At 71.3% G+C, this 13470-nt stretch carries 13 protein-coding genes and 1 tRNA gene; 8 read left to right on the top strand and 6 right to left on the bottom strand.

The window, feature by feature from the left end:
• Positions 1-589: 589 nt before the first annotated feature.
• The 4 genes from E2C06_RS37730 to E2C06_RS19990 all read right to left on the bottom strand — a co-directional run bounded on the left by E2C06_RS37730 (position 590) and on the right by E2C06_RS19990 (position 4842).
• Positions 590-679, bottom strand: a tRNA-OTHER gene (locus E2C06_RS37730).
• Positions 680-802: 123 nt separating this feature from the next.
• Positions 803-3250, bottom strand: coding sequence for a DNA topoisomerase (ATP-hydrolyzing) subunit B (gene gyrB / locus E2C06_RS20000; RefSeq protein WP_133290386.1), 2448 nt, complete (start codon positions 3248-3250; stop codon positions 803-805).
• Positions 3251-3306: 56 nt separating this feature from the next.
• Complete coding sequence (gene recF, locus E2C06_RS19995; protein ID WP_133290385.1) at positions 3307-4491, bottom strand: DNA replication/repair protein RecF; 1185 nt, start codon at positions 4489-4491, stop codon at positions 3307-3309.
• Positions 4492-4515: 24 nt separating this feature from the next.
• Positions 4516-4842, bottom strand: a complete 327-nt coding sequence (locus tag E2C06_RS19990) for a TIGR02300 family protein (protein WP_133290384.1) — start codon at positions 4840-4842, stop codon at positions 4516-4518.
• Positions 4843-4966: 124 nt separating this feature from the next.
• Here E2C06_RS19990 and aroA point away from each other — a divergent pair, with 124 nt between their 5' ends.
• From aroA to rpsA, 3 genes are all read left to right on the top strand, one after another.
• A complete protein-coding gene (gene aroA, locus E2C06_RS19985; protein WP_133290383.1) occupies positions 4967-6316 on the top strand; it encodes a 3-phosphoshikimate 1-carboxyvinyltransferase in 1350 nt (449 codons plus the stop codon).
• Complete coding sequence (gene cmk / locus E2C06_RS19980; protein ID WP_133290382.1) at positions 6313-6972, top strand: (d)CMP kinase; 660 nt, start codon at positions 6313-6315, stop codon at positions 6970-6972. The genes aroA and cmk overlap by 4 nt, the downstream gene beginning before the upstream one ends.
• Before the next feature lie 319 nt (positions 6973-7291).
• Positions 7292-9010 carry a 30S ribosomal protein S1 gene (gene rpsA, locus E2C06_RS19975; protein WP_133290381.1) on the top strand — a complete coding sequence of 573 codons (1719 nt, stop codon included), beginning with the start codon at positions 7292-7294 and terminating at the stop codon, positions 9008-9010.
• A gap of 91 nt (positions 9011-9101) precedes the next feature.
• Here the strand turns inward: rpsA and E2C06_RS19970 are convergent, their stop codons facing one another.
• Positions 9102-9440 carry a hypothetical protein gene (locus tag E2C06_RS19970; RefSeq protein WP_133290380.1) on the bottom strand — a complete coding sequence of 113 codons (339 nt, stop codon included), beginning with the start codon at positions 9438-9440 and terminating at the stop codon, positions 9102-9104.
• A 224-nt stretch (positions 9441-9664) separates the two neighbouring features.
• On the bottom strand, positions 9665-10030 hold the full coding sequence (locus tag E2C06_RS19965) for a hypothetical protein (protein ID WP_133290379.1): 366 nt from the start codon (positions 10028-10030) through the stop codon (positions 9665-9667).
• Positions 10031-10213: 183 nt separating this feature from the next.
• Between E2C06_RS19965 and sppA the strand changes: the two genes are divergently transcribed.
• The 5 genes from sppA to E2C06_RS19940 all read left to right on the top strand — a co-directional run bounded on the left by sppA (position 10214) and on the right by E2C06_RS19940 (position 13296).
• On the top strand, positions 10214-11125 hold the full coding sequence (gene sppA / locus E2C06_RS19960) for a signal peptide peptidase SppA (RefSeq protein WP_133290378.1): 912 nt from the start codon (positions 10214-10216) through the stop codon (positions 11123-11125).
• A 46-nt stretch (positions 11126-11171) separates the two neighbouring features.
• Positions 11172-11498, top strand: coding sequence for an integration host factor subunit beta (gene ihfB, locus E2C06_RS19955; protein ID WP_133290377.1), 327 nt, complete (start codon positions 11172-11174; stop codon positions 11496-11498).
• Between the two features lie 103 nt (positions 11499-11601).
• On the top strand, positions 11602-11943 hold the full coding sequence (locus E2C06_RS19950) for a lipopolysaccharide assembly protein LapA domain-containing protein (RefSeq protein WP_133290376.1): 342 nt from the start codon (positions 11602-11604) through the stop codon (positions 11941-11943).
• A gap of 4 nt (positions 11944-11947) precedes the next feature.
• Positions 11948-12661 carry an orotidine-5'-phosphate decarboxylase gene (gene pyrF, locus E2C06_RS19945; RefSeq protein WP_241671377.1) on the top strand — a complete coding sequence of 238 codons (714 nt, stop codon included), beginning with the start codon at positions 11948-11950 and terminating at the stop codon, positions 12659-12661.
• Positions 12658-13296: a phosphoribosylanthranilate isomerase gene (locus tag E2C06_RS19940; RefSeq protein WP_133290375.1), complete on the top strand. Its 639-nt coding sequence runs from the start codon at positions 12658-12660 to the stop codon at positions 13294-13296. Before pyrF ends, E2C06_RS19940 begins: the two co-directional genes overlap by 4 nt.
• The last annotated feature ends 174 nt before the right edge of the window (positions 13297-13470 follow it).

Here is a 13470-nt window from a genome sequence, read left to right as displayed (position 1 = left end):
GGTGTAGGCAGGGCGGCTGCCTCCGATCAGGAATGGATCGGGATGGTCTATCGGAGTTCCGCGAGAGGCAAGGGCTTGGGGGAGAAAGCTGATCTCGTCCGCCGCGTCGACTGGTGGGCGGTCGAAACGCTGAATAAGGCGCCGGCGCTCGGTCCAAAGATCTTGGTTTTTCAATGCGCTAAAGCTTGAGGGTTAAATCGGGCTACCCTCAAGGTCCGGAGACTCTCCGGCATTTCGGAAAGAAAACCCGCCCTCGTTCCGACCTTGCAGCATCAAGGTTGCGGCTGAAATCCGCGGGAAACCTGCGCCTCAGCGCGGCGCCTTAGTCGGGAGAGACAGGTTGTGAGGAGACCGACTGGAGCGGGCAAAGGGATTCGAAAGGTCAGCCCCAAGCCATAGATTCCGAACTCACGCGGCTCGGACGCAGAGGTGATCAATCAAATCGGAAGTCACTTCCAAGCCGCGACCCGGGCCAGTGGATCGCCGGCATGTTCGTCGGTATGCGCCCTCGATCGGGAATCGGACTAGGGGACGGACAAGGGGACCGGTGCGCACCGGGCATCAAAAAGCGAGCAAATTTGTCAGTAACTGGCGGAGAGGGTGGGATTCGAACCCACGGTAGGCCTGCACCTACTTCGATTTTCGAGACCGGAATGGCGCACCCGATTCTTAGCTCCCCAATATTAGGAAAACAGACCCACTACACCAAAATTCGTCTTAAACCGAAGACTCTGAGTCAAATGCCCCCCGACATTGGGTCGTGGTGAGGGCATGTTTGAGTCAATCGTCATTTGACAGAAACCTACACGTCGAGGTTCGCCACCTTCAGCGCGTTGGTCACGATGAAGTCGCGCCGCGGCTCGACCACGTCGCCCATCAGGGTGGAGAAGACAGTTTCCGCATCCTCCACGTCCTCGACCCGCACCCGCAACTGGGTCCGCACCGCGGGATCAAGCGTGGTCTTCCAGAGCTGCTCGGGGTTCATCTCGCCAAGACCCTTGAAGCGCTGGATGGTCAGGCCCTTGCGGCCCTGGCCGAGGATCCGGTCCAGCGCCATGGCCGGACCCTGTGTCGCGGCCTCGGTGCCGTCGAGCGTCAGCCGGGCGCCTTCGGCAAAGTCGCGCGACAGCGCCTCGTGCCGCTCGTCCAACCAGCGCGCCTCGGCGCTGCGCAGCGCCGCCGGAGTCAGCGCATGGCGTTCGGTCACGCCGCGCACCGTGCGGGACATGATCAGCCCGTCAGCGTCGGCCACCACCTTCCAGCTTCGCTCGGCCGGCAGCGCCAGCGCGTTCAGCCGGCCGACCAGCGCCGCCGCCGCCGCGGTCGCCCGGTCCAGGTCCAGGGTCAGCGCGCCGGCGACCGCCGCCTGCTCGACGATATCGGCCGGCACCGTCGCGCCGAGGCGGCGGATGCGCGACGCGATCTGGCGCAGCTGCTCGACTTCCGCCTTCAGCTCGGCACCCGCGACCGTGCGGGTGCCGCCGAGCGTCAGGCTGGCACCGGACAGCGCCTTCTCCAGCAGGAAGTCCTCGAGCGCCCGGTCGTCCTTCAGGTAGCGTTCGTCGTTGCCGCGCTTCGCCCGATAGAGCGGCGGCTGGGCGATATAGAGGTGCCCACGCTCGATCAGCTCCGGCATCTGGCGGAAGAAAAATGTCAGCAGCAGGGTGCGGATATGGCTGCCGTCCACATCGGCGTCCGTCATGATGACGATGCGGTGGTAGCGCAGCTTGTTGGGGTCGAAGCCGCCCTTGGCCGGCTCGCCGCTGCCTATGCCGGTGCCGAGCGCGGTGATCAGCGTGCCGATTTCGGCGCTCGACAGCATCTTGTCCAGCCGCGCGCGCTCGACGTTCAGGATCTTGCCCTTGAGCGGCAGGATTGCCTGGAAGGCGCGGTTGCGGCCCTGCTTGGCGGATCCGCCGGCGCTGTCACCCTCGACCAGGAAGAGCTCGCATTTCGACGGGTCCTTCTCCTGGCAATCGGCCAGCTTGCCCGGCAGCGTCGAGAATTCGAGCGCGTTCTTGCGGCCGACCTTCTCCCGCGCCATCTGCGCCGCCTTGCGGGCGGCGCCGGCCAGGACGACCTGCTCGATGACGAGCTTGGCTTCCTTCGGATGCGTCTCGAACCAATGGGAGACGGCGTCGGCGACGGCCATCTGCACCACCGGCTGGACCTCGGAGCTGACCAGCTTCTCCTTGGTCTGGGAGGAGAATTTCGGGTCCGGCACCTTGACCGACAGCACGCAGGTCAGGCCCTCGCGCATGTCCTCGCCGGAGAGTTCGACCTTCTCCTTCTTCGCCAGGTCCTCGGCGTACTTCATCACAACGCGGGTCAGCGCCTGGCGGAAGCCGGCCTGGTGGGTGCCGCCGTCGCGCTGCGGGATGTTGTTGGTGAAGCACAGGGTCATCTCGCGCGGGGTGGTGTTCCACCACATCGCGATCTCGACCTTGATGCCCTCGATCTCCTTCGACTGCACCGCGATCGGCGGCTTGAACAGCGGCTCCTTGCCCTGGTCCAGCCACTCGACGAAGGCGGTCAGCCCGCCGCGGAATTGGAAGAAGATCTCTTGCGCCGGGACGTGGCGGTCGTCCTTCAGGGCGATCGCGAGGCCGGAATTCAGGAAGGCCAGCTCGCGCAGGCGGCGCTCGAGGATGGCGAAGTCGTACTCGACCTTGGTGAAGGTGCCGGCGGAGGGCTTGAAGGTCACCTCGGTGCCGTTGTGCTCGGTGCTGGCGCCAGTGATGGTCAGCGGCTTGACCGTCTCGCCATGTTCGAAGCGGATGAAGTGCTCCTGGCCATTGCGCCAGATCTTCACCTCCATCCATTCGGACAGGGCATTGACCACCGCAGCGCCGACGCCGTGCAGGCCGCCGGAGACCTTGTAGCTGTTCTGGTTGAACTTGCCGCCGGCATGCAGGCGCGTGAGCACCACCTCGGCGGCGGAGACGCCCTCCTCCTCATGCATGTCGACGGGGATGCCCCGCCCGTCGTCGCGCACGGTGACGGAGCCGTCGCCGTTCAGCGTGACCTCGACCTTGCTGGCAAAGCCGGCCTGGGCCTCGTCGACGGCGTTGTCGATGATCTCGAAGGCCATGTGGTGCAGGCCCGAGCCGTCATCGGTGTCGCCGATATACATGCCGGGCCGCTTCCGCACGGCTTCGAGGCCACGGAGGACGGTGATTGATGCGCTGTTGTAATCGCCCCCGCTCTGGTCAGGCAGGGACGGCTCGGCGCGCTCGGCGGGGTCACTCATGCCGGCGGCAAACTCCTCGGGTCATCGCGTCGGGAAACTGGAAGCAATATAGGGATTCAGGCGGCCCCAGGCACGGGAAAATCTCCATCCGGAACGAGTGCGTCCGGAACGGCCCGGAATCCCTCCGCCGTGCTCCGCAGCGGGGCGAAGACGGCGGCATCCGTCCCGGTCAGGAAGGCCTGGGCCGGCAGGGCCGCGAGTGCCGCGAACAGCGCCTCCCGCCGCGACTCGTCCAGGTGGGCGGCCACCTCGTCCAGCAGCAGCAGCGGGGCGAAGCCGCGCGCCGCGGCGATCAGCGCGGCATGCGCCAGCACCACGGCGACCAGCAGGGCCTTCTGCTCCCCGGTCGAGCAGAGCGCCGCCGGGATGCCCTTCGGCGCATGGGTGAAGAGCAGGTCGGCTCGGTGCGGCCCGGTCAGGGTCGCCCCCGCCGCCGCGTCGCGGCCGCGGCTGGCGGCCCAATCGGCCCGGAGCCCGTCTTCCACCGCCAGCGCCGGCGCCGCGGCCAGCGCCGCCGAAACCGGGCAGAGCAGGTCCAGCCGCGCCGCCGGGAAGGCGCCAGTGACGCCATCCGCCAGGCGGGCGTTCAGCCGCGCCACCAGCCCGCGGCGGGCAGCCGCGGCGGCGACGCCGTGCCGGGCCATGGCGTCCTCGAGCCCCGCCAACCAGGCCGGATCGACCCGCAGCCCCTCCCGCCGCTCCTGCGAGAGCAGCCGGTTGCGCTGGACCATCGCGTTGTCATAGGCGGCGACCTCCCGCGCGTGGTGCGGCTCCAGCGCCCAGACCAAGCGGTCGAGGAAGCGGCGGCGGTCGCCGGCGCCGTCCTGGAACAGCCGGTCCATCTGCGGGGTCAGCCAGACCGCGGCCAGCCGTTCGGCCAGCTCCGCCTGGCTCCGCACCGGGGCGCCATCCAGGCGGAAGACGCGGCGTTCCGGCGGGCCGCCATCCGGGGTGCCGGTACCAATGTCGAATTCCTGGCCCAGCGAGTCGCGGAACCGGCCGGCGGCCGCCCAGGGCAGGGGGGCGTCGTCGGATTGCCGGCCGAGCTCGGCCGTCCTGGCCCCACGCAGCCCGCGGCCGGGGCCGAGCAGGCTGATCGCTTCCAGCAGGTTGGTCTTGCCGGCGCCGTTCGGGCCCGAGATCACGACGATTCGAGACTGGAACGTCACGGTCAGCGCCGCCCAGCTGCGGAAATCCCGCAGCATGAGCCGGATGAGCGAGAGGGCGGGGGCCGGCGCCATGGTCAGGCGCCGGCCCGCCGCGCGTCAGCTCTCTTCGTCGCGGTCGGCCTCGACCTCGAGCTCGTCGCCGATCGTCTCCGCATCGTCCTCGAGCTCCTCGGCGTCCTCGACCGCCTCGTCGCCCTCCACATCCTCCAGCTCCACCTCGTCGGATTCGGCCTCCGCGACGGGGACGCGCTTCTTGACCTTCTCCTCCGGCGGGAGGGAGCCGGCGCTGCGGCGCAGGCGCGGCTGCTCCGCCGGCTGTTCGGTGCCGCATTTCGGGCAGATCGCCGGCGCGCGGGTCAGGTCGTAGAACTTCGTGGCGCAGGCGACGCATACGCGCTTGAGGCCCAGTTCGGGCTTGGCCATCGGTGAAGCCTCATCTCTGGAAGGGGCGAACCGCGCGCAAGGGCAAGGATGCCGCCGCGGGCGGGTGCCAAAAATCGAGCGCGGCGCATTGCCATGCGGGGTGGCACATGTCAAACGCGCCGGCATGGCCCATCCCGACGCCCCGCACCCCTTGCGCGCTGCGGCGCCGTCCCGCGGCCTGGCCGGCCGCCACACCGTGCCCGGCGACAAGTCGATCAGCCACCGCGCCCTGATGTTCGGCGCGCTCGCCGTCGGCACCACCGAGATCAGCGGCCTGCTGGAAGGCGAGGACGTGCTCCGCACCGCCGCCGCCATGCGCGCCTTGGGGGCGGAGGTCGAGCAGACCGGCCCCGGCGCCTGGCGGGTCGCCGGCCGGGGCGTCGGCGGGCTCGTCGAGCCTTCCGACGTGCTGGACATGGGCAATAGCGGCACCGCCGCCCGGCTGCTCTGCGGCCTGCTGGCCGGCCATCCGATCTTCGCGGTGATGACCGGCGATGCCTCGCTGCGGAAGCGGCCGATGAGGCGGGTGACCGAGCCCCTCTCGGCCACCGGCGCCAGCTTCTGGACGCGCGAGGGCGGCCGCCTGCCGCTGGCGGTGCGCGGCGCGGCGGAGGCCCTGCCGCTCGATTACACCCTGCCGGTCGCCTCGGCGCAGGTGAAGTCGGCCTGCCTGCTGGCCGGGCTCTGCGCACGGGGGACGACCCGGATCATCGAGCCGGAGCGGACCCGCGACCATACCGAGAACATGCTGCGCCACTTCGGCGCCACCGTCCGCGTGGAAGACCTGGCCCCTGGCCGGCTGGTCGAGCTGGAGGGCCAGCCGGAACTGGTCGCGGCGCCGATCCTGGTCCCCGGCGACCCGTCCTCCGCCGCCTTCCTGCTGGTCGCGGCGCTGCTGGTGCCGAGGTCGCGGGTGACGGTCGAGAATGTCGGCCTCAACCCGCTGCGGACCGGGCTCTTCACCACCCTGCGCGAGATGGGCGCCCGGCTGACCGTGGAAAATGCCAGGGTGGCTGGCGGCGAGCCGGTCGGCGACGTCACCGCCGAATACGGCCCGCTCCGCGCCGTGGAGGTCCCGCCGGGCCGCGCCCCCTCCATGATCGACGAATACCCGGTGCTGGCCGTCGCCGCCGCCGCGGCCGAGGGCGAGACCCGGATGCGTGGCCTGTCCGAGTTGCGGGTGAAGGAGAGCGACCGGCTGGCCGCCACCGCCGCCCTGCTGGCGGCCAACGGGATTTCGGCGCGGATCGAGGGCGACGACCTGCTGGTCCAGGGTAGGTCGGGGGCCGTCCCCGGTGGCGGACTCGTCGCCACCCATATGGACCACCGTCTCGCGATGAGCGCGCTGGTCATGGGCCTGGTGGCCCGTGCCCCCGTCGCGGTGGACGATGCCGCCTTTATCGAAACCAGCTTCCCGGGCTTCGCCGCGCTGGTGAACCTGGCGGCCGGCGGGCCGGTGATCGGGCCGGCGTGACCGGTCCCGCCCCTGGCCTCGTCATCGCCGTCGACGGCCCGGCCGCGGCCGGCAAGGGCACGCTGGCTCGCCGCCTCGCCGCGGCACTCGGCCTCGCCTACCTGGATACCGGCCTGCTCTATCGCGCCACTGGCCGCCGCGTGCTGGATGCCGCGGCCGACCCGCGCGACCCCGCCGCGGCCGAGCTCGCCGCCCGCGGCCTGACGCCCGCCGACCTGGCCCGCGGCGACCTGCGCGGCCCCGAGGCGGACCTTGCCGCCAGCGCCGTCGCCGCCATCCCCGCGGTCCGCGCCGCTTTACTCGACTGGCAGCGCGATTTCGGCCGACGGCGCGGCGCGGTGCTGGACGGCCGCGACATCGGCACGGTGGTCTTCCCGGACGCGACGGTGAAGCTCTTCGTCACCGCCAGCCCTGCGGAGCGCGCCCGCCGCCGCTTCCTCGAACTCCAGGCCCGCGGCACCGCGGCCGACCCGGCACAGGTTGCGGCCGAGTTGCGGGCGCGCGACGAACAGGACAGCCGCCGCGCCGTCGCCCCGCTGGTGCCGGCCGCCGATGCGATGGTGCTCGACACCACCGAGCTCGACCCCGAGGCTGCCTTCGCAACCGCCATGGCGGTGGTCCGGCAACGAATGGGCGAAGTCGTCCCGCCTGGCTAACCCATTCGGGCGACTGCGTTCGAATCCGCTTGACGCCGTTTCGTCAAGGTCTTAGCGACGCTTATCCGCGCGCCTAAGGGGGGCCGCGGCGTCCGTATTTCGGGGCCCGGCATGCCGGGGCCACCCCGTGGCGGGCCGGTAACGGGCGGGCCGATACGCCGCTCCTGCACAAGGGTCGCCAGACGCCTTCGCCCCTTCCGCTGGAAGGGCCGGCGCCGGACCAGGACGTGTCCGTTCAGTCCCGGCATAGCTCCGGGACCGCGGCGGGGGCGCAGGGCACTTGCCTGCATCCGCAGGCTTCCCGGGAATACATCGCTATATGGCAACCGCCACCAGCCCCGCATTCGATGCGGGGACCGAGGATTTCGCCGCACTGCTCGACGCCACGCTGGGCCCCGATACCGGCTTCGCCGGCTCGGTCGTGTCCGGCCGCGTGCTGCGGATCGATGACGACTACGCCGTCGTCGATGTCGGGCTGAAGAGCGAGGGGCGGGTGCCCCTCAAGGAATTCGCACCCCAGGGCGCCAAGCCCGAGGTGCAGGTCGGCGACGTCGTGGAGCTCTTCGTCGAGCGCTACGAGGACCGCGACGGCGCCATCGTCCTGTCGCGCGAGAAGGCGCGGCGCGAGGAGGCCTGGACCAACCTCGAGAAGGCCTACCAGGCGCAGCAGCGCGTCAACGGCGTGATCTTCGGCCGGGTCAAGGGCGGCTTCACCGTCGACCTCGGCGGCGCCGTGGCCTTCCTGCCCGGCTCCCAGGTCGACATCCGCCCAGTGCGCGATGTCGGGCCGCTGATGGGCAGCCCGCAGCCCTTCCAGATCCTCAAGATGGACCGCGCCCGCGGCAACATCGTGGTGTCGCGCCGCGCGGTGCTCGAGGAGACCCGTGCGGAGCAGCGCTCGGAGCTGATCCAGGGCCTGAAGGAGGGCATGATCCTCGACGGCGTGGTGAAGAACATCACCGACTACGGCGCCTTCGTGGACCTCGGCGGCGTCGACGGCCTGCTGCACGTGACGGACATCGCCTGGCGCCGGATCAACCACCCGAGCGAGGCCCTGACCATCGGCCAGCCGGTCAAGGTGCAGGTCATCCGCTTCAACTCGGAGACCCAGCGCATCAGCCTCGGCATGAAGCAGCTGATGTCGGATCCGTGGGACGGCGTGGCGATCAAGTACCCGGTCAACGCCAAGTTCTCCGGCCGCGTCACCAACATCACCGACTACGGCGCCTTCGTGGAGCTGGAGCCGGGGGTCGAGGGTCTCGTGCATGTCAGCGAGATGAGCTGGACCAAGAAGAACGTCCATCCGGGCAAGATCGTCGCCACCTCCCAGGAAGTGGACGTGATGATCCTCGACGTGGACGAGCCGAAGCGCCGCATCTCGCTCGGCCTGAAGCAGGCCCAGGGCAATCCCTGGGAGGTCTTCCTCGAGGCGCATCCGCCTGGCACCGAGGTCGAGGGCGAGATCCGCAACATCACGGAGTTCGGCCTGTTCATCGGCATCGGCCCGGACATCGACGGCATGGTCCACATGTCCGACATCTCCTGGGACGAGCCGGGCGAAGCGGCGATGACCAAGTACGAGAAGGGCCAGACCGTCAAGGCGAAGGTCCTCGACGTCGATGTCGAGAAGGAGCGCATCTCGCTCGGCATCAAGCAGCTCCAGGCCGACCCGGCCGCCGAGGTGCTGGACCGCGTCCGCAAGGGCGACATCATCACCACGATCGTCACCCAGGTTCAGGCCAACGGCATCGAGGTGAAGGTCGAGGACGTGCTGACCGGCTTCATCCGCCGCGCCGAGCTCGCCCGTGACCGTGGCGACCAGCGCCCCGACAAGTTCGCCGTGGGCGAGAAGGTCGATGCCAAGGTCGTCGCCGTGGACCGTGCCGCCCGCCGTCTCTCCCTGACCATCAAGGGCAAGGAAGTCGACGAGGAGCGCGAAGCGATGAAGGAGTTCGGCTCGACCGACTCTGGCGCCTCGCTGGGCGACATCCTGGGCGCGGCGATCCGCCGCCGCCGCGAGATGGCCGGCGAGGAGTGATCCTTCCCGGCTGAGGCCGGGCCCCACGGGGCCCGGCCGAGGAAACGGGGGGCGGGCCGCGAGGCTCGCCCCCTTTTTCATGCCCGGCGGTTCAGCGGGTCGGGGCGCCGACACCCTGCCGGCTGATGCCGGTGGTGCCGGGGTTGACCGCGGTCGGGGCGCCGGCCGCCGTGCTGCCGATGCCGCCCGCGGTCGCGCGCTCGATTCCGGCGGCGCCCGGGCTGACATTGGTCACGGCGGGGTTCTGGATGCCCGGGTTCACCCCGGAGCGGGCATTCTGCAGCTGCTGCTGGCGCAGCTGGTACTCGACCGTGCCTGGGCTCAGGCTGATCGGGGTGGCGGGCTTCGGCGCGGGCTCGCAGCCCCCGAGGAGGAGGATGGCAAGGGCGAGGCCCCCGCTGGTGCGCCCGACGGCGCCTGTCTTCGGCATGTCCCTGGCCTTTCCTGCCCTGCGCCGGGATCGACTCCCCGGGCATCAGCGGAATGCCACAGGAGGAGCTTCGTGCCAGGCCTCCGGGGCGGTGCCCGGGCAACAAAAAAGCCCAGGAAAATCCTGGGCTTCTTCATGCGCGACCTTGGAGGAAGCCGGCTTGCCCGCCGCCGGGCCGCGTGGCCGCAGCCCCTGGAGAAGGGTGTCCCGACTCCGGGACGGGTTCAGTTCGTGGTCGGCTGCGGCCGGCGCGGGTTGTTGGGCACCGTGCCCTGGGTGGACGGCGCGCCGCCCGGACGCACGACGGTGCCGTCGCTTCGCATGCCGCCGACCTGGCCGCCCATGGACCCGGTGCCGCCGGTGGCCGAACGCTCGATCCCGCCCGCGCCGGGGTTCACGGTGGTCACGCCCGGGTTCTGCATCGCGCGGCTCGGGTCGGACTGGACGTTCTGCAGCTGCTGCTGGCGCAGCAGCGACTCGTTGGTCCCGGTCGGCATGGTGGCGAGCGGGCCCGACTTCGGCGTCGTCTCGCAGCCGGCGATCAGGAGGGTCACGAGGGCCAGGGCCCCGAGGGTACGCTTGGACGACATCTCTCTCACCTTTTCCGCTAGAGCGCTGTTTCCACTGCCCGTACCGGCACGCTAGCGAAAGGCCATTGCGTACGCAACCGAGATAGCCCGGCTGACCGTGTCTATTCTGCCACTGTTGCGCGAATGCCAAGCTCTGGTCCATGCGCCTCTCGAACCCAACATGCCGGGCGACCGGAGTGCAGCATGGCCCTCGAGACCGATCTCCTCATCGACCGCCGTCGCCTGAAGCGGCGGCTCGCCCTCTGGCGCGGCGCCGCCGTGCTGCTGCTGCTGGCCGGGGTGCTGGCGGTGGGCCTGCAGCGGCTCGATGCGCCCTTCGGCCGCGGCCATGTCATGCGGCTGGAGGTCGATGGCTTCATCTCGGACGACCGCAAGCTGGCCGAGGCGATCGGCCATCTGGCCAAGGACGATTCGGCCAAGGCGCTGATCGTCTCGATCGACAGCCCCGGCGGCAGCGTCGGCGGCGGGGAGATGCTGCATGCCGCCCTGCTGCGGCTGCGGGAAACCAAGCCGGTGGTTGCCGTGATGCGCGGCACCGCCGCCTCGGCCGGGTACATGACGGCGGTGGCGGCGGAGCGGATCTGGGCGCGCGATTCGACCGTGACCGGGTCGATCGGCGTGCTGCTGCAGACCTTCGACGGCTCCGAGCTGCTCGGCCGGCTCGGCCTTCGCACCGATGCCATCGTCTCCGGTCCGCTGAAGGCCCAGCCCAGCCCTTTCCAGCCACTGTCGTCCGAGGGGCGGGCGGCGCTGCAGGGGGTGATCGGTGACATGTACGACCAGTTCGTCGGCATGGTGGTGGCCGGCCGCAGGCTGCCGGAAGCGAAGGTGCGGGCCCTGGCGGATGGCCGGGTCTTCACCGGGCGGCAGGCGCTGGCCGAGGGGCTGGTCGATGCGATCGGCGGGGAGCACGAGGCGCGGGCCTGGCTGGCGGCCGAGAAGCAGGTGCCGGAGAACCTGCCGGTGCGCGACCTGGAAACCCGCGGCACGGCGGAGAAGCTGCTGGGCGCGACCTGGAACGGTGCGATGAAAATCCTTGTTTCAGAATGGCTTGGCGTTGACGGCATCCGCCTGCTCTGGCAGCCTTCGCGCTGACACCGGCCCAAGGGTCGGGGGCGGCGACCTTTCGGGACCAGCGGCGATGACCAAGAGCGAGTTGATCGCGCATCTTGCGACGGAGAACCCGCATCTGCGGCAGCCCGATATCGAGCTGATCGTGGCAACCGTCTTCGACGAGATCACCGCCGCCCTGGCGCGGGGCGACCGGGTGGAGTTGCGCGGCTTCGGCGCCTTCTCCGCCAAGCGACGCGACGCCCGGACCGGCCGCAACCCGCGGACCGGGGAGGCCGTGCCGGTTGCCGGCAAGGCGGTGCCCTATTTCAAGCCGGGCAAGGAGCTGCGCGAGCGGGTCAATGGCGGCGAGCCGCAGGCCCCGGCGCGCGCCAGGCGGGCCCGGGTCGAGGCCTGAGCGCCCGACCAACTCTGCGTCGGCCGCCGCCGCCGGGCATTCCCCTGGCGGCGTCCCGGTTGTAGTCCTTTCGCCCTGCTTCTCGCCGACGGAAGGCCCCCCGATGCGCTGGATCCTGCTGCTGCCCCTGCTCGTGCTGCTGGTGCTGTTCGGCCTGTCGAACTGGCAGGAGGTCTCGCTGCAGCTCTGGCCCTTCGACCTGGCCTGGGTGGTGCCGCTTTCGGTCGCGGTGCTGGCGGTCGGCGCGCTGTGTTTCCTGTTCGGCGCCCTGGTCGCCTGGATGGCCAGCCTGCCGCACCGCCGCCGCGCCCGGCGGATGGAGGAGGCGGCCCGGGTGATGGAGGCCGAGCTGTCCGAGCACCGCGCCGCGGCCGCCCGCCGCGTCGGCCCGGTGCCGCCGCCGGCCGGGGCCAGCCTGGTACCGATGCGGCGCACGGCGGCCTGATCGCGTGCTGGCCCGGCCGATCCATGCCGCCGCCCGGCTGATCCCGGCGATCGACACCGCCGACCCGGCGCGGGCCGCGGCCCTGGCCGGCGCGCTGGCGCCGCATTGCGGTGCGCTGAAGCTGGGGCTCGAGCTCTTCGCCGCCGAGGGTCCGGCGGCGATGCGGGCGATGACGGAACGGGCGCCGGTCTTCCTCGACCTCAAGCTGCACGACATCCCGAACACCGTCGCCGGCGCGGTGCGCTCGCTGCTGCCGCTGCGGCCGGCGATGCTGACGCTGCACGGCCTGGGCGGGCCGGCCATGATCGCCGCGGCGCGGGAGGCGGCGGAGGCCGCCGGCGCGGCGCGGCCGATCCTGCTGGCGGTGACGGTGCTGACCAGCATGGATGCCGCGACCCTGGCCGAGACCGGCGTCTCCGGCGGTCCGGTGCAGCAGGTGCTGCGGCTGGCGCGGCTCGCCCTGGGGGCGGGCGCGGACGGGCTGGTCTGCTCGCCGCAGGAGGTCTCCCGCATCCGCGACGCCTTCGGGGCGGCGCCGCTGCTGGTGGTCCCCGGCGTTCGCCCGGCCGGCAGCGCCCTGGGCGACCAGGCCCGCACCGCGACCCCGGCCGAGGCGGTGGCGGCGGGCGCCGACTGGATCGTGGTCGGCCGTCCCATCACCGGCGCCGCCGACCCTGCCGCGGCCGCCGCCGCCATCGCGGAAAGCCTGCCGGCGTGACCCTGGTGAAGATCTGCGGGGTGAACGACGCGGCGGGCTTCGATGCCGCCGTCGCGGCGGGGGCCGACATGGTCGGCTTCGTCTTCTACCCGGCCTCGCCGCGGGCGGTGGCGCCGGAGCAGGCTGCCGCGCTGTCGGCCCGCATCGCCGGGGGGCCGGAGCGCGTCGGGTTGTTCGTCGACCCCGATGACGCGCTGCTGGAGGCGGTGCAGGCCGCGCTGCCGCTCGACGTCATCCAGCTGCACGGGGAGGAGACGCCGGCCCGCGCCGCGGCGATCCGCGCCCGCTTCGGCCTGCCGGTGATGAAGGCGCTGGGCGTGGCGGAGTCCGCCGACCTGGCGCGGCTGGCGGATTATGCCCCGGCGGTCGACCGCTTCCTGCTGGACGCCAAGCCGATGCCGGGCGCGGCACTGCCGGGCGGCAATGCCACGGCCTTCGACTGGCGGCTGGTGGCGGGCGCCGCGGTTCCGCGCCCCTGGCTGCTGGCCGGCGGGCTGACGCCGGACAATGTGGCGGAGGCGCTGCGGCAATCGGGCGCCCCGGGGGTGGACGTGTCCTCGGGGGTCGAGCGGGCGCGCGGGGTGAAGGACCCGGCGCGGATCGCCGCCTTCGTCGCGGTGGCCCGGGCGGGCTAGGCCCCGCCTTCCGTCCCCGCCGCGCCTGCTCTATGACCCTCCGCTTCGGACGGGGACGACCAGTGAACAAGCCGCTGCCCAACACCTTTCGCCAGGGCCCTGACGGCCGGGGCCGTTTCGGCCAGTTCGGCGGCCGCTTCGTTGCCGAGACGCTGATGCCGTTGATCCTCGAGG

Source organism: Dankookia rubra, from assembly GCF_004355005.1.
Classification (GTDB): Bacteria; Pseudomonadota; Alphaproteobacteria; order Acetobacterales; family Acetobacteraceae; genus Paracraurococcus; species Paracraurococcus ruber_A.
This window is presented reverse-complemented; position numbering and strand designations above follow the sequence as displayed.

Bases quoted from the DNA above. Each gene is read 5' to 3' on its own strand.
- gyrB (WP_133290386.1), bottom strand. From the start codon at position 3,250: ATGAGTGACCCCGCCGAGCGCGCCGAGCCGTCCCTGCCTGACCAGAGC.
- recF (WP_133290385.1), bottom strand. From the start codon at position 4,491: ATGGCGCCGGCCCCCGCCCTCTCGCTCATCCGGCTCATGCTGCGGGAT.
- E2C06_RS19990 (WP_133290384.1), bottom strand. From the start codon at position 4,842: ATGGCCAAGCCCGAACTGGGCCTCAAGCGCGTATGCGTCGCCTGCGCC.
- aroA (WP_133290383.1), top strand. From the start codon at position 4,967: ATGGCCCATCCCGACGCCCCGCACCCCTTGCGCGCTGCGGCGCCGTCC.
- rpsA (WP_133290381.1), top strand. From the start codon at position 7,292: ATGGCAACCGCCACCAGCCCCGCATTCGATGCGGGGACCGAGGATTTC.
- E2C06_RS19970 (WP_133290380.1), bottom strand. From the start codon at position 9,440: ATGCCGAAGACAGGCGCCGTCGGGCGCACCAGCGGGGGCCTCGCCCTT.
- E2C06_RS19965 (WP_133290379.1), bottom strand. From the start codon at position 10,030: ATGTCGTCCAAGCGTACCCTCGGGGCCCTGGCCCTCGTGACCCTCCTG.
- sppA (WP_133290378.1), top strand. From the start codon at position 10,214: ATGGCCCTCGAGACCGATCTCCTCATCGACCGCCGTCGCCTGAAGCGG.
- ihfB (WP_133290377.1), top strand. From the start codon at position 11,172: ATGACCAAGAGCGAGTTGATCGCGCATCTTGCGACGGAGAACCCGCAT.
- E2C06_RS19950 (WP_133290376.1), top strand. From the start codon at position 11,602: ATGCGCTGGATCCTGCTGCTGCCCCTGCTCGTGCTGCTGGTGCTGTTC.